Annotated in this window: 21 protein-coding genes; 10 read left to right on the top strand and 11 right to left on the bottom strand. The window is 38.2% G+C overall.

Annotated elements, in window-relative coordinates; all coding sequences use genetic code 11:
• Positions 1-96: 96 nt before the first annotated feature.
• Together yfhS and BK583_RS14565 are read left to right on the top strand one after the other, a co-directional pair.
• The gene (yfhS, locus tag BK583_RS14560; RefSeq protein ID WP_055735119.1) at positions 97-318 is read left to right on the top strand and encodes a mother cell protein YfhS; all 222 of its coding nucleotides are present in this window, start codon (positions 97-99) and stop codon (positions 316-318) included.
• 11 nt (positions 319-329) lie between these two features.
• Positions 330-686 (top strand): hypothetical protein, encoded by a 357-nt coding sequence (locus tag BK583_RS14565; RefSeq protein ID WP_038478363.1) that lies wholly within the window; start codon positions 330-332, stop codon positions 684-686.
• 134 nt (positions 687-820) lie between these two features.
• Here BK583_RS14565 and BK583_RS14570 read toward each other — a convergent pair whose 3' ends face one another.
• Together BK583_RS14570 and mutY are read right to left on the bottom strand one after the other, a co-directional pair.
• Positions 821-1,564, bottom strand: coding sequence for an SDR family NAD(P)-dependent oxidoreductase (locus BK583_RS14570; RefSeq protein WP_055735120.1), 744 nt, complete (start codon positions 1,562-1,564; stop codon positions 821-823).
• A complete protein-coding gene (mutY, locus tag BK583_RS14575) occupies positions 1,561-2,634 on the bottom strand; it encodes an A/G-specific adenine glycosylase (protein WP_055735121.1) in 1,074 nt (357 codons plus the stop codon). The genes BK583_RS14570 and mutY overlap by 4 nt, the downstream gene beginning before the upstream one ends.
• A gap of 167 nt (positions 2,635-2,801) precedes the next feature.
• On the opposite strand from mutY, the gene BK583_RS14580 reads away from it, so the two are divergent.
• The 3 genes from BK583_RS14580 (at position 2,802) to BK583_RS14590 (ending at position 4,200) form a co-directional block, all read left to right on the top strand.
• Positions 2,802-3,782: a metal-dependent hydrolase gene (locus BK583_RS14580; protein WP_038478353.1), complete on the top strand. Its 981-nt coding sequence runs from the start codon at positions 2,802-2,804 to the stop codon at positions 3,780-3,782.
• 82 nt (positions 3,783-3,864) lie between these two features.
• The gene (sspK, locus tag BK583_RS14585) at positions 3,865-4,020 is read left to right on the top strand and encodes a small acid-soluble spore protein K (RefSeq protein WP_038478350.1); all 156 of its coding nucleotides are present in this window, start codon (positions 3,865-3,867) and stop codon (positions 4,018-4,020) included.
• A gap of 18 nt (positions 4,021-4,038) precedes the next feature.
• A complete protein-coding gene (locus tag BK583_RS14590; RefSeq protein WP_078440197.1) occupies positions 4,039-4,200 on the top strand; it encodes a YpzG family protein in 162 nt (53 codons plus the stop codon).
• A gap of 43 nt (positions 4,201-4,243) precedes the next feature.
• On the opposite strand, the gene BK583_RS14595 is transcribed toward BK583_RS14590, so the two are convergent.
• Together BK583_RS14595 and recX are read right to left on the bottom strand one after the other, a co-directional pair.
• A complete protein-coding gene (locus tag BK583_RS14595) occupies positions 4,244-4,561 on the bottom strand; it encodes a YfhH family protein (RefSeq protein WP_038478347.1) in 318 nt (105 codons plus the stop codon).
• Positions 4,562-5,392: a recombination regulator RecX gene (gene recX / locus BK583_RS14600; protein ID WP_038478344.1), complete on the bottom strand. Its 831-nt coding sequence runs from the start codon at positions 5,390-5,392 to the stop codon at positions 4,562-4,564.
• 96 nt (positions 5,393-5,488) lie between these two features.
• Between recX and BK583_RS14605 the strand changes: the two genes are divergently transcribed.
• Complete coding sequence (locus BK583_RS14605) at positions 5,489-6,391, top strand: TIGR01777 family oxidoreductase (RefSeq protein ID WP_055735122.1); 903 nt, start codon at positions 5,489-5,491, stop codon at positions 6,389-6,391.
• A 45-nt stretch (positions 6,392-6,436) separates the two neighbouring features.
• On the opposite strand, the gene BK583_RS14610 is transcribed toward BK583_RS14605, so the two are convergent.
• The 5 genes from BK583_RS14610 to BK583_RS14625 form a co-directional block, all read right to left on the bottom strand.
• The gene (locus tag BK583_RS14610) at positions 6,437-6,733 is read right to left on the bottom strand and encodes a hypothetical protein (protein WP_035395575.1); all 297 of its coding nucleotides are present in this window, start codon (positions 6,731-6,733) and stop codon (positions 6,437-6,439) included.
• Positions 6,734-7,165: 432 nt separating this feature from the next.
• Positions 7,166-7,288: a hypothetical protein gene (locus BK583_RS21310; protein WP_269083154.1), complete on the bottom strand. Its 123-nt coding sequence runs from the start codon at positions 7,286-7,288 to the stop codon at positions 7,166-7,168.
• Positions 7,289-7,314: 26 nt separating this feature from the next.
• A complete protein-coding gene (locus BK583_RS14615; RefSeq protein ID WP_055735123.1) occupies positions 7,315-8,415 on the bottom strand; it encodes an AimR family lysis-lysogeny pheromone receptor in 1,101 nt (366 codons plus the stop codon).
• Positions 8,416-8,712: 297 nt separating this feature from the next.
• Positions 8,713-9,483 carry a DUF4428 domain-containing protein gene (locus BK583_RS14620; protein ID WP_055735124.1) on the bottom strand — a complete coding sequence of 257 codons (771 nt, stop codon included), beginning with the start codon at positions 9,481-9,483 and terminating at the stop codon, positions 8,713-8,715.
• A 138-nt stretch (positions 9,484-9,621) separates the two neighbouring features.
• Positions 9,622-10,911: a phosphodiester glycosidase family protein gene (locus tag BK583_RS14625; protein ID WP_055735125.1), complete on the bottom strand. Its 1,290-nt coding sequence runs from the start codon at positions 10,909-10,911 to the stop codon at positions 9,622-9,624.
• A 423-nt stretch (positions 10,912-11,334) separates the two neighbouring features.
• Between BK583_RS14625 and BK583_RS14630 the strand changes: the two genes are divergently transcribed.
• The gene (locus BK583_RS14630; protein ID WP_038478330.1) at positions 11,335-11,520 is read left to right on the top strand and encodes a hypothetical protein; all 186 of its coding nucleotides are present in this window, start codon (positions 11,335-11,337) and stop codon (positions 11,518-11,520) included.
• A 586-nt stretch (positions 11,521-12,106) separates the two neighbouring features.
• Here the strand turns inward: BK583_RS14630 and rlmD are convergent.
• Positions 12,107-13,489, bottom strand: coding sequence for a 23S rRNA (uracil(1939)-C(5))-methyltransferase RlmD (gene rlmD / locus BK583_RS14640; RefSeq protein WP_055735127.1), 1,383 nt, complete (start codon positions 13,487-13,489; stop codon positions 12,107-12,109).
• 158 nt (positions 13,490-13,647) lie between these two features.
• Here rlmD and BK583_RS14645 point away from each other — a divergent pair, with 158 nt between their 5' ends.
• On the top strand, positions 13,648-14,010 hold the full coding sequence (locus tag BK583_RS14645) for a hypothetical protein (RefSeq protein ID WP_055735180.1): 363 nt from the start codon (positions 13,648-13,650) through the stop codon (positions 14,008-14,010).
• 28 nt (positions 14,011-14,038) lie between these two features.
• Here BK583_RS14645 and pdaA read toward each other — a convergent pair whose 3' ends face one another.
• Positions 14,039-14,821: a delta-lactam-biosynthetic de-N-acetylase gene (pdaA, locus tag BK583_RS14650; RefSeq protein WP_180316898.1), complete on the bottom strand. Its 783-nt coding sequence runs from the start codon at positions 14,819-14,821 to the stop codon at positions 14,039-14,041.
• 155 nt (positions 14,822-14,976) lie between these two features.
• On the opposite strand from pdaA, the gene BK583_RS14655 reads away from it, so the two are divergent.
• Together BK583_RS14655 and BK583_RS14660 are read left to right on the top strand one after the other, a co-directional pair.
• Entirely contained in the window at positions 14,977-15,801 is an 825-nt protein-coding gene (locus BK583_RS14655; RefSeq protein ID WP_055735128.1) for a DUF368 domain-containing protein, read from the top strand.
• 385 nt (positions 15,802-16,186) lie between these two features.
• Positions 16,187-17,533 carry a hemolysin family protein gene (locus BK583_RS14660; protein ID WP_055735129.1) on the top strand — a complete coding sequence of 449 codons (1,347 nt, stop codon included), beginning with the start codon at positions 16,187-16,189 and terminating at the stop codon, positions 17,531-17,533.
• The last annotated feature ends 5 nt before the right edge of the window (positions 17,534-17,538 follow it).

Here is a 17,538-nt window from a genome sequence, read left to right on the forward strand (position 1 = left end):
GTAATCCTCCAATTATTTACTGTGTCTATTCGACTCATTATAACGTATAGGCACCGTTTATAACAGACAATCTAATAACAATAGGAGGGATACGCCATGTATGTAGGAAGAGATTTATCTGAATTAGAAATGGTAAAGCCAGAAGATTGGACTGATAAAGAACTAGCCTTCTTTCACCACGGAATGCAACAAATGACTGCTTATCTAAACGTACAAGGAAATTCAAAGCATAAAGCCATTATTGAAGAAATCGAAAAGCGTGGTGGACTTCATCAACAAGCTACATGGACCAGCGGGACAGAAGTTCATTATGATTAAGGAGCAAAACGATGGATAATAGCAAACAACTTTACTACGTTAATCTAAATCCAATTAGTATGGACACGATTAGCTTAACAAAAGTAGATGATGGACAATTAATTGAATACGAAATTTCTGCTACTGAAGCAGAAAAGGAAGAATTTGAACGGCTCCTTCGTGAAGTTCATAAGCACGATGTGGAGCTGGGAAACCTCTTTAGCTTTAAGCACTTTGATGATGTAACAGCTGATGCTGATAAAGACGAATATCAAACTGGTATGAATGATATATACGATCGACTTTATGCATTAGGAACAGAAGAAACCAAACAGAAAATTTCTGAAATCCATTTGCAAAACGAAGACGATACAACACCAGGTTTATAATAGTCAAACAGGGCTTTTCCATTTAAGTTCATTCGTAAACCTTTAGCGAATTAGCCCTGTCTATCTATCGAGTACCTGACCTCCACACCGATCTAAGGGTGGTTGTCCGTTCATTCATTCGATTTCATCCCTATCTACATGTTCATTTTTGATTGTCCACCATCAACTTGTAAACTCGACCCAGTTACCCAGCTAGCTTTTGAAGAAGCCAAAAATACGACGACATCCGCAATTTCTTCAGGCTTACCGAAACGCCCTGCTGGAATGTTCGTTTGTACAAACTGGTTTATTTTTTCTGGATTTTCATCAAGGCGTTTCTGCCAATTACCAGTAGGATGTAAAACGCTTCCTGGTGCAACGCTATTAACGCGAATGCCTTCATGCATGACTTCATCAGCTAATGCTTTAGTGAAACTAATTAACGCTGCTTTTGCATTGTTATACGTTGCTTTTCCACCTGACTCGCGACCAAAAATGGAGCTAACTTGAATAATGGCGCCTTCTTTGTTTGCTTTCATTCCTGGTAAAACAAGTTTCGAAAAATGGACCGCAGAAAAATAATTTAATTCAAACGCTTGTTGAAATTCATCCATTGTGGTCTTCTCAATTTCCGCACCATTACTTCCGCCTGCGTTATTAATTAAAATATCTATTGGACCAATTCGTGCTGTCACTTCTTGAAAAATCCGCTCTCGTTCTTCAAATTTGGTCACGTCCCCTAAAATTACGGGAATGTCAGTCGGAAACGTTTCCCCTTCTCCTCTTGCACATACAGCCACTTTACATCCTTCATCAGCAAATGCAAGCGCAATCGCTCTGCCTATCCCTTTCGTTCCACCTGTGACAAATACAGTCTTTCCTTTTAACTGCAGATTCAAATTAAACCCTCCTCTAGACAATAGCTTAAAACTTTTTGTTGGGATACTGGAAACGCATATCCTTCTATTTCTTCTTTCGATACAGCTTTCCATTGCTCTGGAACTGTTAATAAAGAAACATCACCTATATAAAGATCAATTTCCCAAATAATATGGCTAAAAACATGTTTTACATGAAAAGGTTGCTTATGAACTTTTTCTGTTATTTCATACGCCTGTTGAAGACTTTCTTGTCTTTCATCGTCTGAAGACGCTTGTGGCAGCATTGGCAATTGCCATAACCCAGCTAATAATCCTTCAGACGGGCGTTTTTCAATATAGACTTTCTTGTCTTGATCAATGAGAAGGAACGCGTCTAAATGAATTGTTTTTGCTTTCTTTTTCTTACTTTTTATCGGCAACGCTTCTTGCAGTCCTAAAGAAAATGCTTCACATTGTTCCCTTACTGGACAGAGTAAACAACCAGGTGATGTAGGTGTACAGACAAGTGCGCCTAGCTCCATTAACCCTTGATTAAAACTAGACGGATTGTTTTTATCGATCGCTTCGTATAGAATGGCTTCATGAATTTTTCTCGTACTCGGCTTAGCGATATCATCTGTTACATGAAATACACGTGATAACACACGCATGACATTCCCGTCTACTGCCGGTTCTGGCAAATCATAGGCAATACTTAAAATAGCCCCTGCTGTATATGGACCTACACCTTTTAATGATTCCATCTCTTTTCTACTTTTTGGTACTTGCCCTCCATAATGCTCTACCACTTCACGAACACCTTTTTGCAAATTACGCACTCTGGAATAGTAGCCTAAACCTTCCCACACTTTTAAAATCGCGTCTTCCTCTGCATAGGCCAAATCGTCCATTTCTGGAAACAATCGCATAAAACGTTCATAATAAGGAATAACAGTATCGACTCTTGTTTGTTGAAGCATGACTTCAGAAACCCAAATTTGGTAAGGATCTTGATTTTTTCTCCAAGGGAGATCTCGTTTATGTTGCTCATACCAATGAACTAAATTGGTTTGAAACGACTCTATTTTATGTTGATTAAGGTTTTTCAAACAATCACCTACTATCTTGACTTGTCGGATCAATACATTCATCATGAAAGGATGCTTAGTTTACTTCACGACGGGTATAACTATAGCATAAGTTAAAAAAATGCGTAACAATTGTAGCGCTTAATAACGTTCAAATGTTTCACAATTAAAGGAGGATGTTTAAGAGAATGGATACATCCACACATATTGTTATGGGTGTGGGGCTGGCTGGACTTGCGACGTTAGATCCAAATGTCTCAGCATCTCCTTATATGGCGACAGCCGTTTTAGCTACAACCTTAGTAGCCTCAAATGCTCCCGATTTCGATACAATTCTTAAATTACGAAATAATGCCGTTTATATTCGTCACCACCGAGGTATTACCCATTCATTACCAGCATTGTCTCTTTGGCCGTTTATTATCTCAGGTGGTCTGATGCTCTTTTTTCAAGACGCTCATTGGCCGACATTGCTTTTATGGGCCGCTATCTCCGTTTTCTTACATGTGTTTGTTGATATTTTCAACGCATATGGGACCCAAGCATTGCGTCCGATAAGCAACAGGTGGATTGCACTTGGTGTTATTAATATTTTTGACCCTGTTATTTTCGGCTCTCATGTTTTCGGCATTATGCTTTGGATTATTGGTCTACCACCAGGCCCAGCATTTATTGGGATTTATTTGTTTCTCATTTGTTACTATGTTTGGCGTTATAAACAAAAACAAAAAGTTGTTCGCCAAGCACGACAAATACACCCAAACGCTTCACACATTTTTGTATCTCCAACGATTCGTTGGCACAGATGGCATTTAGTCATCCGAACACCCGAAATGCTGTACGTTGCACAATCAAAAGATCGGGTTATTCATTTCTTTGAAAGCTATACGTTTGATCCGATTCCAAACGATCGTGTTATGCAAGCAGCACGTTCAGACAAAAATTTAGCCGCATTCCTCTCTTTTTCACCAACCTATCGTTGGGAGATGGAGGCAACAGATGACAACGGCTATGAAGTGCGTTTTGTTGACCTACGCTATCGCAGCAACGGATATTATCCATTTGTTGCAATCGTTAAGATGGATGAACAGCTAAACGTTATAACCTCTTATACAGGGTGGGTCTACAGTGAAGAAACGTTAAGAAAGAAGTTAAAAATTATTACATGACCTGGTTATAATTCCCTTCAATAATTAGCTGCTCATTCGGTCATATTAATGGTAAGCCGATAAGGCGGAGGGGGTTTCACGAGTGCGAAATAAAGCGAAAAACTTTCCAAATCCGATTTCGTTTGATGGCAAAGAAGCCGATAACGCTGATGCAAACGCATCTAAGCGCCCGGATGGATCGATTAATGATCGTCCAAAAGAACGAATGAGTTCGTCCAACCACTTTAAAACGTTTTAATACTGGGAGGAATGATTCATGGGTAAGGAAAAAAGTCAATCGCGTTTTAGCAGTTTGTACCAAGATCCGTTCATGTCACCGCGTGCCAATTCAAAGCACGCCTTCCACCAAGTGAATGGTGAAACCCAACAAAGTCAACACAATATCGTGCTTGAAGCGCAGATGCGAAAACGTACCTAGCGCTATAAAAAGAGGCTTTCATTACGAAAGCCTCTTTTTATTACTAATCCGTTAGTTTATCAGCTAATAATGAGATCGGAACTCCTGCCAACTCCCTTTCACCTGTTCGATACCCCCAAGCAAAACGGCCATTCATATACGATACTTCGAATATTGTAACCCCATCAGTCATTCGATACGCTTGTCCAGGTTCAATGGATTCTGGGTCTACTAAATAAGACTGTGCAATCGTCTTTCTTCTTTCATAAACGGCAAATTCATTACTATTACCTAACTGCTCAGCTTTTTTAGCTTTTTCGTTTAACATTGAAATTTCTAGCTTTAGCTCATATTCATCCATGTCACTAAATCGCTTTTCCATTTACTCAGACATTCCTCTCATTTGTTCATCTACGTACGCTTTACAATCGTCAAACGAAAAACCTTTTCGGTATAATGCTTGAATCATTTTCTGTTTTAACTCAAAAGGTTCAGTATATCTTTTTTTATAAGTCCGAAACAATTTTTCTCCTTGATACGCTAATGCTTCCCGCTCTTCTTCGTTGTTCTTTTCATCTGTAAATGTGCGCATTAGTTGGCTTATAGCCTCATAACTAAAGCCTTTCGTCATAAGCTGGGTTTGCCATTTTTTTAGTTGTTGCTGTTTTGAATCTTTAACGATACCCGATTTTCGATCTTGCTTGTCCTTCCACCGTTGAAGACGATTGATTTCCCATTCAACATCATACTCACTCAAAGCACTTTCTATATGTTTTTCAGCAACACCCTTTTCATAAAGTTGCTGCTTTAATTTAGTCGGTCCAATGAAACCCTGATTTACTTTTGATCGAACGAAAGCATGTGAAAACGCCAAATCATCGATCAATCCTTCCGAATTTAACCGCTGAATGGCTTGCGAGATATGACTCTCTTCCCGCTCTTTCTTTACTAAATACTCTTTCATTTCTTTTTCAGAACGCATTCGGAAAGATAAATAATGAACGGCCAAGTGAAACGTCTTCTTTGCCTCGTCTGCTTCGGCAATTTCTTTCATAGCCGCTTCATCAAGCTCCATCCCTTTGCGCAGGTTATAGTTAATAAGGATGTCTTCATCAACACTAAATGAATAACGCTCTATTTGACGATCAAGTACATAAATATTGTATCGCTGCTTTGCCTTTTTTTGCACCGTAATCTTTGATATAGTCGGCAACAATCTCGCTCCTTTCTTTATTAGTCATGCCTTAACGTGTTATTCGTTACGGTAAAGGGTATAACAAAAACAAACAATTATAAAGGAGCTTAAAACATGAACATTGCTATTACTGGAGGTACGGGATTAGTTGGTCAAAAATTAACACACTATTTAGTCGAACAAGGACATTCCGTCACTATTTTAACGCGAAATGCAGCAAATAAGCAAAACAAAGAACACGTTTCCTATGTAGAATGGCTTCAGCCAGAGGCCACTCCTGCTGAGCATTTAGAAGGAACAGACGCATTTATTAATTTGGCAGGAGAATCAATCATGGGCAGGTGGACAGCATTAAAAAAAGAACGTATCCTCTCAAGCCGACTAGAAGCAACCACCGAACTCATTTCCATAATGAAACAACTGAAGAAAAAGCCCACTGTTTTAGTTAATGGTTCAGCTATGGGCTACTATGGCTATTCTGATACAAAACAATTTACAGAAGAGGATGAGCCGGCGAACACACCTTTTCTTGGTGAGGTAACCCAAAAGTGGGAAAATGCCGCATCCTTAGCCTCAGAATTTGGTATTCGAACAGTATATATGCGAATTGGCATTGTGTTCGATGAAGAAGGAGGCGCACTTCCGAAAATGCTTCTCCCCTACAAACTTTTTGTCGGCGGGAAAGTAGGATCAGGAAAGCAATGGATGTCTTGGATTCATAGTAACGATTTAATTCGTTTATTCTTATTTGCTATTGAAAAAGAAGCGATCTCTGGTCCTTTAAATGCAACAGCCCCTCACCCGGTTCGCATGAATCAACTAAATCGAACCATTGCTCAAGTAATGAATCGTCCCCATTGGCTGCCTGCACCGTCTTTTGCTTTAAAGACCACTCTTGGCGAAATGAGTACGCTTATCCTTGATGGAGCCTACATCTTTCCTCGTAAAGCCATTCAACACGGTTTCACATTTCAGTACAACGAACTGGAAGTCGCACTCAAACAACTGTTAAACTAATGACAAAACGCATGGTTTCAGTCAATCCTGACACCATGCGCTAGTTTAATGAAGCAGCACTTTCTCGAACTTTATACTTTGTTCCTCAATACCAAGCTTCTTTAAGAACTGCTCTGCTTGCCTTAACGTATCAAGTGGATATTGAGTTTGACAAAGTTGTGTAGCTCTTCGAAGACTCTCTTGAAACTGCTTGTTTAATGCCAAGTCACGCTTTACATTATAAATTGCTTTTAAAACCTTTTCATCTCGCTCAAAGCTAACAAATCCCTCTGTTTGATTATAATATACAATAAGAGGTACGTGGGTATGGGGATGAATAATGTGTGTCTTGTATAACTGCATGACTCCTCACACTCCGTGGACGTTTTTCTTTTATCTTATGTAACGATTGTACCACGGTTAAAACAAATGCCTAGTTCAAATAAATATTGTTGTCCTCGCACTACTCCACTTTACCCCTTTACAATTAAAATGATTCCTACTTTTCATTCTTCTTGCTACACTGTAGTCATACGTACGATCATGCTTTTACTGCTTGCACTTGGACCAACCCTCACTATGCTTTCTGTAACAATTGAGCTAGAGTGGCTTGCACGTACCGTCAGAGTAATCGGGGGAATTCTGTTTATGAACACCATCATTTTTTATCGAGAAATAAGAGCGTCCCTCCACAAAACTCTAGCAAAACGAAAAAAGACTCTCTGAGGAGTCTTTATATTATATATCGAAATGTAGTTTCTTTATCTATATAGTTAGAATGGTTTCACAGTCCTATTAAGTTCCGCCGGGTTGCGTCGGTCCGCCTTTTACTTCAACTAAATCAGGTGTAGTACCCGTTGTCAGTTGAGCAAACGGCGAACTTAGTAAAAATAACATCACAACGATGATACTTATCATTACCTTTTTTATACGCCAACACCTCTTTAAATTATACTATCTAGCTTTGTTGTGAAGAACGTTGCAAAGTAATTATTGCCACTTTGCTTCATTTCGCCGTAACCTTCAAACACATGATGTACATTTTTTGTACATAAACCTAAATAGAGCTTACCAAAAGGACTTAGTTGACTTTGACTTTTAAGCAACCGTAGTGCCTTATTCACCTCCCCTCGAACGTAATGTTGATGAGCAACTTCTTCTTCATCTCCACAGCTTAAACAGCGATCATGAATGACATTGTTAATACTCAACACAAATGCTATATCTTGTTCCATCTGTTCATGTTTCTTTGAATTTGCTTTTTTATAACAAGCTTGAGCCATCTCCAAATAACGAATAGCCAAATCAACAGAATGACCTTGATAGGCATGTCCAAGTAAGTGATTCGCACTAGCTACAATGAAATCCGAGGCTAGCGGGCTCTTAAGAATTTTATTCGCATTTTGTATTGCATCTTGAATATCCATGCGGTTATATAAACTATCATAAGCTCGTTGTAAATCATATTTAAGTAACAACGAATCTTTTAAAAACCCTTCTCGCAATACATGTACTTTTCGATCTGTTCTCGCAAGAAAATTGTTCATATCGTAAAAATTATGTTTGAATGTTAAAGTAGATTCAATTAACTCCAGCTTTAACAGCGCTTCTGGTATGGTCACTTTTCCAAATAAGCTTCGGCATCTCTCCCATGCCATTTCTGGAGTCAGTAAACCTTTATCCCGCTCAAACCGGTATATGTCTATCCATTCCTTTACTTCGCCTTTATGGTCTTGATGAACAGATAACAAATCATCAAGCAAATCTCTCCTGTTAAAATTCGAAGCATATTCGAGGGAACTTAAAATACCAATTGGCTTCGTTAACGTCCGACAGTAATCATCCATTACATCTAAGTAATCTTCTTCTTCAATATAGCGAATAATAGCAAAGGAATTAGAAAACTGCAGATCTTTCTGACCTTTTTTATCCACAAACATAGAAATGAGCGGCTTCGAAATTCCTGTTGCTTTTGAGATGTCTACTTGCTTATTCCCTTCTATACTTAGATAATCGCTAACAAGTTGATATAGATAATTAGACAAGACAGACGCCCCTCTCTTCACTACGGTGACGTAGGATGTGATTAATGTTTATTATATAGCAACAATAAAAATATTGCTGTCGAAAAATAAAAGAATTTCTACTTTTTTAGCGTTTTTCTCTAGCCTCTTCTTAAAAGGAACCAGTTTCCTTATGATGACCTATCCTTCTCTAATTAGCGATAATGAATAAAAGCCTCTCTAACTTACGGTCATACAAATAAACCCTTAATGGTGCTACACCCCAAATGCTAGCTTGGCACTCTAACTTTTTAGGGGCAATACCAATAAGGGTTCTTTTTAACGTAAAAGCTCAAGTTTCTTTTTATGAAATTCTTCCTCTGTAATGATTCCATCGTCAAGTAATTCTTTAAATTTTTTAATTTCATCTGCTACTGAAAAAGCTGTTTCAGTAAGGGGCTTTTGATTATTCTCCCGATCACAAATAACCTGAAACGTCGATACACATTCTTGAGCTTGTTCAAATAAAGACCTATACACCATTTCATCTCTTTTTGACTTAGCATTTTTCAAAAAATGTATGTAAACGACTGGATCATTTATATCATTCATCGTTACTTTAATTTGTAAACTATTACACACACCCCGGGTTCTACGCTTGCCAGTTAAACCTCCAGCCATTGTTCCGGTATGACTAAAATACCCTCCATTAATAGGTGCTCTCCCTTGGCCACCGCTTGCAATCGATTCGCCATCATCCAGTAATTCAAAGTCGAGTATGTCCTCGTATCGATAAACGATTGAACGATTTCTTCTTCCAAGTATTTCTGACAATACCAACCATTTTTTTTGATGATCATCAAATTCTACTAGTGTTCCAATTTTCTTTGTCGCCTTAAAATGATCCAGTTCTGTTGAATTATTGCTAGTTTTCGCTATAGCTTCTCTGATTTCATCGGCAGTCGCTTTTGCAATAAATTTCTTTAAACTAGAACCAGCCTTTTTATAACAAGTAGGACAAACCCATTCTTTGTTAGCAATTCTATAACGATGTAACCCTGCTTCACCATCGCAGACCGCACATATTGCTTTTAGATCAAAAAAACCCATCCCATATCACCCTTCCGTTTACACTACACTGATATTATATATAAGATGAATTAGACAATACAATAGAAATAGGTAAATTTATCTAGTATAAGAATGAATAAGCATATTGACTCCTTAGTGCACTAAGGAGTCAATATGCTAGGCGTTAATCCAAGATGTCCATGTTCCACCAGTCTTTCTACGTTTTCTTAATCCAATGGAAGATTGTACAAATGGTGTAGCTATTTGCAAAGCATCATTATTTAACTGATAGTGATCAATCATCCAGGCTGTTTGTCCGGCAGGAACATTCTTAGCGCCAGTTTGTCTGATCCAGTAGCGACCGTTCTCGCTTATTGCATTTGCATCTGTTAAAGCTTTGGATTGACTGTGGAATGTGCCTAGTGTCCCTTTTAAAGATGAAATCGTACCATCTGGTTGGACTCTAAAAACTGTTCGATCATTTTGATAATCGTACAAAGACAGAAATTCTTCTCGTAAATTCAGTTTCACTTTGCGGTTGTTCCCCTCCCACACTTCAATTCCTTGGGTTTTATAACCCTCCACTCCTCGAAGTTGTATGAAGCCCCTGTTGTACTCATCAATTCGCTGTACCATAGACTCTACTTCTTGAAGGCGTTTAGAGATCCTGCCAACGTCAGATCCCAACGAGTGAAGATCTTGAGCCGAAACACCGTTCATTGGTTTTTGAATGTAAAAGAAATCAGGTACTTTTCTTTCCGTCATGCCATTATTATCGATTGACCGATTAACCATGGCACCTCTCACTATGGTTTGAGCGCTTCCACCGCCATCCAGTGTAAAAGCAAAAGCAACCTTCTCCTGCAACATAATTTCTGCTGACTCATGGGAAGTGAAGCCCCTATCAAAATTCGTACGACCATCTACAGTCAAAATGACAATATCTCCAGTAGTCTTTTGACCAAAAATTTGTGCGGGCTGAGGATTTTGATTATGCTCATAGTCATCATAAACAGTCTGGGGAAGTTTAGCACCATTTTCTATTAAAGGGATAAACCCAGTAACTGCATTCGTATAGCCCTCGTTCAAAATTGTGGTTGCTGTAGTATGAGGTCGAAATACTTTAAATAGATTGTTATCATTAAACGCAAGGATGTATCTAGCTTTATCTGTTCTTCTATCGGATAGAATCCTTCGATTAACAATATTGACTCCCGATAAAGTCATTTGAGTAGGGTGAAAAATACCTGCATTTAATGTAACTGTATTTGAGTTACGTTGTGCAAATGACCTTGCAGTTTCACCTGTTTGTGCGTTATTAGCTAACCCATGCTTGAGAGTGACCCCTTCTGAAACTTCGATTGTAGTTATATAATAAGTAGTACCGTTCTTTCTTCCTTCTCTAGTTGTAACACCACTATAAAAAGCTGAATTTTCAAGCTTGTTTTTACTGTTACTATCCTGCATAGGTTTCCATCTCCTTTTTACATTGTTTCACTATACATAGAGAAATAAAGCAACAATAATCAAAGGTCGTTCATCATTTTTCTTAGTTTATAAGGTTTTACCTATTTATCTTGGTAGCTTCCATCTAATTTTGTATAGTTGTTCAATTAGGTTACATACATAAAAAGAGAACCACCTAAAAGGAAGTCCTCTTTATTGCTTTAGTATTGGAGAATCCCTTTGAAAAAGAAGTCTGCTTTCTTTTTGTTGTTGGGACAAAATCCAATTAGCACACTGTTATTTTAGTACTATTTAAACTATACGTCCTCGCAGTTGTTAACGTTCTTTCAAACCCGCATCAATTCTTGTGTGAAAAAATTCTTAGTTTTAGCACTCCTTATACGAGGTATGGATGGATATAACTTATTTTTAGGAGGATTAAAAATGTTCGCTAATAAGTGTTTTAGGAATGCCCTAGCAGTAGGTTTTGCAGTAGCCATTTTTTTAATGATTGTCTCAAGACTTAATACACAATCAGTCCTCGGAATTATAGTCATTTCAACAGTCGTTTATTTCATTTGTTATGTTACATCACGTGAAAAAAACCGTACTGTTTTTAATAAAGAGTAGCGTTAAGGGAGGGGTTTAACCTACTCCCCTTAACTGCTTATTCTAATATTTTAACGTCCTTAAGTGTACGAATGAATAATCATTTATTTGAGGTTATCTTTTACCTCTACATACTGCTTTCTCATTCATTTCGGTGACTATTCAATCGTAGAGAACTGGTTCATTCATTTAGTTATTGCAGCTGGATTAACCGTTGATCTATGTGCTTTTCCTTTACTGTTTAAAAAAAGAAAAACATAGGAGGTACGCCATGTATCGATTTAACAAATGGATTGACTCTTTTCTATTAGCTCTCGTGTGCGGTAGTGTTTACTTAACATTGAGCATAATTCACGATGATCAGGTTAAATGGCTAAATGCTTTAATAATTGCCACCTCTCTATTTCTTACATGGGCATTAGTCTTTCCTCGCCTTCGCGAAACAAGAAGTAAAACCAATACCAAAAAATAAGAGTAGCTCTAAGATGGGGACAATGACTAGAAATTCTTGTTTAGCAAAATCCTACCTTATAAAGATCTTCACGGGAAAACTCATTGTGGTTAAAATGTGGTCAATCGTTATTAGAATAGAGAAAAAACCCTGTATTTACAGGGTTAGCTCGGTTACACTTTCAACTTGTGCGGTCCATGGGAACATGTCGACAGGTTGAATGTTTTTGATTTTATAGCCTTTTTTCATCAGTTGTTCAATGTCTTTTGCAAGAGTGGATGGGTTGCACGAGACGTAAACCACTCGTTTGGGTCTTGCTTTTACAATGGATTGAAGAAGCTTCCCATCACATCCGCTTCGAGGGGGATCAACAATCACAACATCGGGTTTATAGCCTTCTTTTAGCCAGAGTGGCATCCATTTTTCGGCTGTTCCTACTTCATAAGTCGCATGGATTCCGTGTTGCTTAGCATTCTTTCGTGCGTCAGCAATTGCTTCTTTCGTCGTGTCCATTCCTCGTAACTCTTTTGCATTCTTACCTACCCACTGTCCAATGGTGCCAACACCACAGTATGCATCAATTAGATTTTCTTTTCCTGTGAGTTTCGCTGCTTTTTTTGCTTCATTATAGAGCTTCACCGTTTGGGTAGGATTAAGCTGAAAAAATGCTCGTGCAGATAAATCAAAAGCAAACTCACCTAATCGTTCGTTAATCGTTTCTTCTCCATCTAAATGAAGAGTGTCTTCACCAAAGATAAGTGAAGTTCGCTCGTGATTTATGTTCTGCATAAAAGATGTGACTTGAGGTAGCTTCATTCGAACTTGCTCAATGAGTAATTCTTTTTTTGACAGCTCTTTTGTTCGTGTTACAAGTACTAGTTGCACTTGCCCTGTTTCGAATCCAACTCGCGTAACGATGGTTCGTACTTGTCCATTATGTTTTTTCTCATTATAAATCGGAATTGATAAGTCTTGTAAAATAGATTTTACTACTTGTGTTACGGCATTAAGCTCTTTATGCTGAACAAGACATTCCGATAAGTCAATGAGTTCGTGTGTCCCTTCTTTATACAAACCTGCCGCAACTTTTCCATTGGTCTTTCTCGTTTGTAATTGGCTTTTGTTACGGTAAAACCATGGATTGTCCATTCCAATCGTATCGTTTAACGGGAGTTTTTCTTCGCTTAACTTCGTATAGCGATAGAATGCTTGTGCCACAATGTCTTTTTTTCCACGCAACGTTGCGGTGTAATCCATATGCTGAAGCTGACATCCACCGCATTCATTATAAATTGGACACGGAGGATCTTGACGTTCTTGTGAAACCTTTCGTAACTTCCGAACCTTTGCTTCAGTAAACCGTTGGCTTGCTTTCGTTACTTCAACAACGACTTCTTCTCCTGGTAATGCGCCTTTAACGAATACGACTTTCTTCTTAAAATATCCTACACCTTCACCATTAATACCTAAACGTTTAATTGTCAGTGGGAATCGTTGACCTTTTGTTAGTTGAATACTGCTTTGTACCTTGTCATTCATAAAAATAAAATTTTTTCCTCCTAATTAAAACCCTAATGTATTGCGCTTTTCTTTTACATAGTATAACAAATTTTTCTACCCTTCCTAAACTTTCTAATTCATCTTATGAAAACTTCTGATAAAATGGAGAAGTAATTGTGTTCGGAGGTGGTGATAAGTTGTCTATTCCTACGGATATAGCTTCTCTAAAAATTATGGCTCACGTTTACAAAAAACAAGACACAAATTATGTATTTGAAAAAACAGTTGAAAGCTTAGTTGAGACAGTACCTTATATTGACTGGGTTGGCATCTATATGTATGACGATTTAAACCATACACTTGTGGCCGCTTCTTGTTTCAGTAATGATTTACGTTGGGAATGTAATGGTGAATTAAAATTTCCAGTAAAGAATGCTGCTAGCACCGAAATTGGTATGATGATTGTACGGACAAAAGAATCGATTGCATTTGACGTAACCGATTTGTCAACGTTGGAAACCATCGCAAGCGCCATTGCTTACGATAGTCAAATGAATTAAAAAGGAGCTGCATTTGCGGCTCCTTTTTTTATGGTAATGGTTGGTTTAATGCTAAGTCATCTAGGCTTTTAAATGTATAACCTTGTTCTTCACAAGCATCAATAATATCACCTAAGGCAGCTGCATTATCTGGTGAAACGGAATGAATTAGCATGACAGCTCCTGGATGAATTCGTTTCATCACTTGTTCAAATGCATACTCTTTGCCTCTTTGTTTATCGACTTCCCAGTCCTTATAAGCGAGCGACCAGAACACATTGGTATAGCCTAATTCTTTTGACAACATGAGTGTGCGTTCACTAAACTCCCCTCTAGGCGCTCTCAAATACTGCATGTGCGCTTCTCCAGTTATGGTTGTGAACATTTCTTTAACAGCATCCAACTCATCTTTAAGTTTGCTATCGTTTACCGTTGGCAAGCTCGGATGGTGGAAGGAGTGGTTTCCAACAATATGACCTTCGTCCACCATACGTTTCACTAAAGGTTCCGCTGTTTTTAAATAGTGCCCTGTTACAAAAAAAGCACCGGGAACTTTTTTTTCTTTTAACACATCTAAAACTGTTTCTGTATAGCCATTCTCATAGCCGTTATCAAACGTTAAATAAAGTGTTTTTTCCTCTGTATTTCCAATATAATAACTGTCTGACTGCTTTAATAATGCTTTATACGTTTCCTCGGTGTCTGCTGGTGTATGAGTAGGCGCAGGCTTATAGCTCCAGTTATACTTGGTATTATCAAAAGCGTGAGCTGGCTTTACTGCTACTGCGATAAGTGCAAAGAATATAAGAATAAAAACCATCCATCTTTTCATTTCGTTCCTCCCGTTAAACTGTACTTTGATGTTAGTATGAGGTTCACCGGAAAAAACTATTCGATTTACACATCTTTCGTTTTTTTTCGACTTGCATGTTCACATACGCTATGGTTTGATTGGAATTGGTATGAATGAATATTGGAGGCACGTGCATGTTTAAATGGACAAATTTCTTTCGCGGCTTTGCAATGGGGGTTACTGAAACCGTTCCTGGCGTAAGCGCAAGTACAATCGCAATGTTAATGGGTATTTATGAAAAACTACTTGGCTCATTAAGCGACATTACAAAAGGAAACATAAAGCGAGCGCTAGGCTTTTTAATACCTTTAGGAATTGGAATGGTCTTCGCTTTACTTATTACTGCAAAATTTATTAAATACTTACTTGCAGAACATCCTATTCCAACAATGTTCTTATTTGTTGGTCTTGTAGTTGGTATCCTTCCTTTTTTATGGCGCTCAGCTCATGCGGAAACGAATAAACGATTTAAGCCTTATCATTTTGTATTAATTGGGGTTTCATTCACGCTAATGGCTCTCACTAGCCTTATCGGTGAACCTGTAGAAACGGTCATTACTGACTTTAATGCTGGAACGTACATTTATTTGTTTTTTTCCGGTGTACTAGCAAGCATGGCCCTTGTTCTTCCTGGTATTAGTGGTGCATTAGTACTAATGGTGCTTGGCGCTTATTATACGGCTATTTCCGCTCTTGATTCGTTTCATATCCCTGTGATTGCAGCGATTGGTTTAGGTGTCGCATTTGGTGTTTTATTTACAAGTAGAATTATACGTTATTTCTTAAAAACGTACACGCAAGCTACTTATTCTATTATGTTAGGCCTTGTAGCAGGATCTATACTTGTTATTGCACCATCCTCGTTACCGGATACCTTTTTATATGGCCTTGTTACATTTTTTACGTTCTTAGCCGGATTAGTCACTGCGTTGACTTTCGGACGAGCTGAACGTTCCTAGTGCTAAACAACTAAACGTTTAGCACTTTTTTGAATTGTTAATTTTTTTTAAATAAAGTGTTTGACGTTCTTCTAAACTTCCCATAAAATATAAGTACTTAATAATGAGAGCGGGGTGATTCGATGGTGGAGAGTACAAAGTAGATAGAAAAACGATACATGCGTGCAATTATCGTTTGGAACTTCTCGTTTGCTTCCCAATCGAGTCGGGCTTCCGCTATTCTTGCGAAACCATCTACTTCACATAAAACACATTGTCATTGTACGCACTACGTTTACACATTTGGTAAAGAATATGCGTTAGCCTGTTGTTCCAAACTAGGAAGCTTAACAAGCCTATTTTTTGAACATTACAGGAGGTGACTCCCTCTTTACGAGGGGAATATTTGGACATACAACAGGGACTTAGCCTTATCGCTGTGGCGATATTAATTGGATTAACCGCATTTTTTGTGGCATCAGAATTTGCAATCGTAAAAATAAGAAGTACGCAGCTTGAACCGCATTTAGAAGCTGGAAAGAGATCAGCGAAGTACGCCAAAAGGGTAACGACGCATTTAGATGAATATTTATCCGCTTGCCAACTCGGGATTACGATTACCGCCCTAGGAATTGGACGTTTAGCTGAACCAACGTTCGAGCAAATGCTCCATCCATTCTTTGAAGGGGTCGTACCGCCTGCAATGGTAACAACACTTGCTGTCGTTGTTTCATTTAGCTTTGCAACGTTCCTACACGTTGTTATCGGTGAACTTGCACCTAAGACGATTGCAATCCAACGAGCAGAACAAGTCACTCTTTTAATTGCCCGTCCACTCGTCTGGTTCTATCGCTTACTCTATCCTTTTATCTGGGTTTTAAACGGATCTGCTCGGATCTTAATACGCCTTTTAGGCTTTAAACCAATGTCAGAGCATGAAGTAACCCATTCCGAAGAAGAGCTGCGCCTAATTATTTCTGATAGTTACAAAGGTGGGGAAATTAATCAGTCTGAGTTTAAGTATGTTAGCAAAATCTTTGACTTTGATAACAGGTTGGCCAAAGAAATTATGGTTCCACGAACTGAAATTTCTGCCGTCTCAATAGAAGATAGTTTAGACGACAATTTAGCCATTATGCGTGAAGAGAAATTTACACGCTATCCAGTAGTAAACGGTGATAAAGACAACATTTTGGGCATTGTTAACGTTCGTGAAGTGCTAACAGATATTGTCTCCCCAGCCATTACTGAAGAAATAAAATTGGAAAATTATATTCGCCCCGTCATTAACGTAATTGAATCGATTCCAGTCAACGACCTTCTTGTAGAAATGCAAAAGAAACAGACGCATATGGCGATTCTTTTTGATGAGTACGGTGGCACTGCTGGATTGATAACGGCTGAAGATATTATTGAAGAAATTGTTGGCGAAATTAGAGACGAATTCGATGTGGAAGAAGACCCTCTTATTCGTACCATTAATGACGATCATTATCTTTTAGATGGTAAGACACTAATCTCTGATGTTAATAAATTGCTTCATGTTGAACTAAACGAAGATGAAGTCGATACAATTGGTGGTTGGGTACTTACAGAAAAGTACGATATTGAAGTCGGTGAAACCATGATCTTTAACGACTATGCGTTTACAGTAAAAGCCTTTGATGGTCACCAAATTAAATTAGTAGAAGTATTGAAGCGATCCGATGAACAAGACATTGAGGATCACTTTCAAGCTTATGGTACTTCTTAAGAAAC

The organism is Shouchella oshimensis, from assembly GCF_002019765.1.
Lineage (GTDB): Bacteria > Bacillota > Bacilli > Bacillales > Bacillaceae_D > Shouchella > Shouchella oshimensis.

Coding starts and splice junctions, on each gene's coding strand:
- yfhS (WP_055735119.1), top strand. CDS start 97: ATGTATGTAGGAAGAGATTTATCTGAATTAGAAATGGTAAAGCCAGAA.
- BK583_RS14565 (WP_038478363.1), top strand. CDS start 330: ATGGATAATAGCAAACAACTTTACTACGTTAATCTAAATCCAATTAGT.
- BK583_RS14580 (WP_038478353.1), top strand. CDS start 2,802: ATGGATACATCCACACATATTGTTATGGGTGTGGGGCTGGCTGGACTT.
- BK583_RS14590 (WP_078440197.1), top strand. CDS start 4,039: ATGGGTAAGGAAAAAAGTCAATCGCGTTTTAGCAGTTTGTACCAAGAT.
- BK583_RS14595 (WP_038478347.1), bottom strand. CDS start 4,561: ATGGAAAAGCGATTTAGTGACATGGATGAATATGAGCTAAAGCTAGAA.
- BK583_RS14605 (WP_055735122.1), top strand. CDS start 5,489: ATGAACATTGCTATTACTGGAGGTACGGGATTAGTTGGTCAAAAATTA.
- BK583_RS14610 (WP_035395575.1), bottom strand. CDS start 6,733: ATGCAGTTATACAAGACACACATTATTCATCCCCATACCCACGTACCT.
- BK583_RS21310 (WP_269083154.1), bottom strand. CDS start 7,288: ATGATAAGTATCATCGTTGTGATGTTATTTTTACTAAGTTCGCCGTTT.
- BK583_RS14620 (WP_055735124.1), bottom strand. CDS start 9,483: ATGGGTTTTTTTGATCTAAAAGCAATATGTGCGGTCTGCGATGGTGAA.
- BK583_RS14625 (WP_055735125.1), bottom strand. CDS start 10,911: ATGCAGGATAGTAACAGTAAAAACAAGCTTGAAAATTCAGCTTTTTAT.
- BK583_RS14630 (WP_038478330.1), top strand. CDS start 11,335: ATGTTCGCTAATAAGTGTTTTAGGAATGCCCTAGCAGTAGGTTTTGCA.
- rlmD (WP_055735127.1), bottom strand. CDS start 13,489: ATGAATGACAAGGTACAAAGCAGTATTCAACTAACAAAAGGTCAACGA.
- pdaA (WP_180316898.1), bottom strand. CDS start 14,821: ATGAAAAGATGGATGGTTTTTATTCTTATATTCTTTGCACTTATCGCA.
- BK583_RS14655 (WP_055735128.1), top strand. CDS start 14,977: ATGTTTAAATGGACAAATTTCTTTCGCGGCTTTGCAATGGGGGTTACT.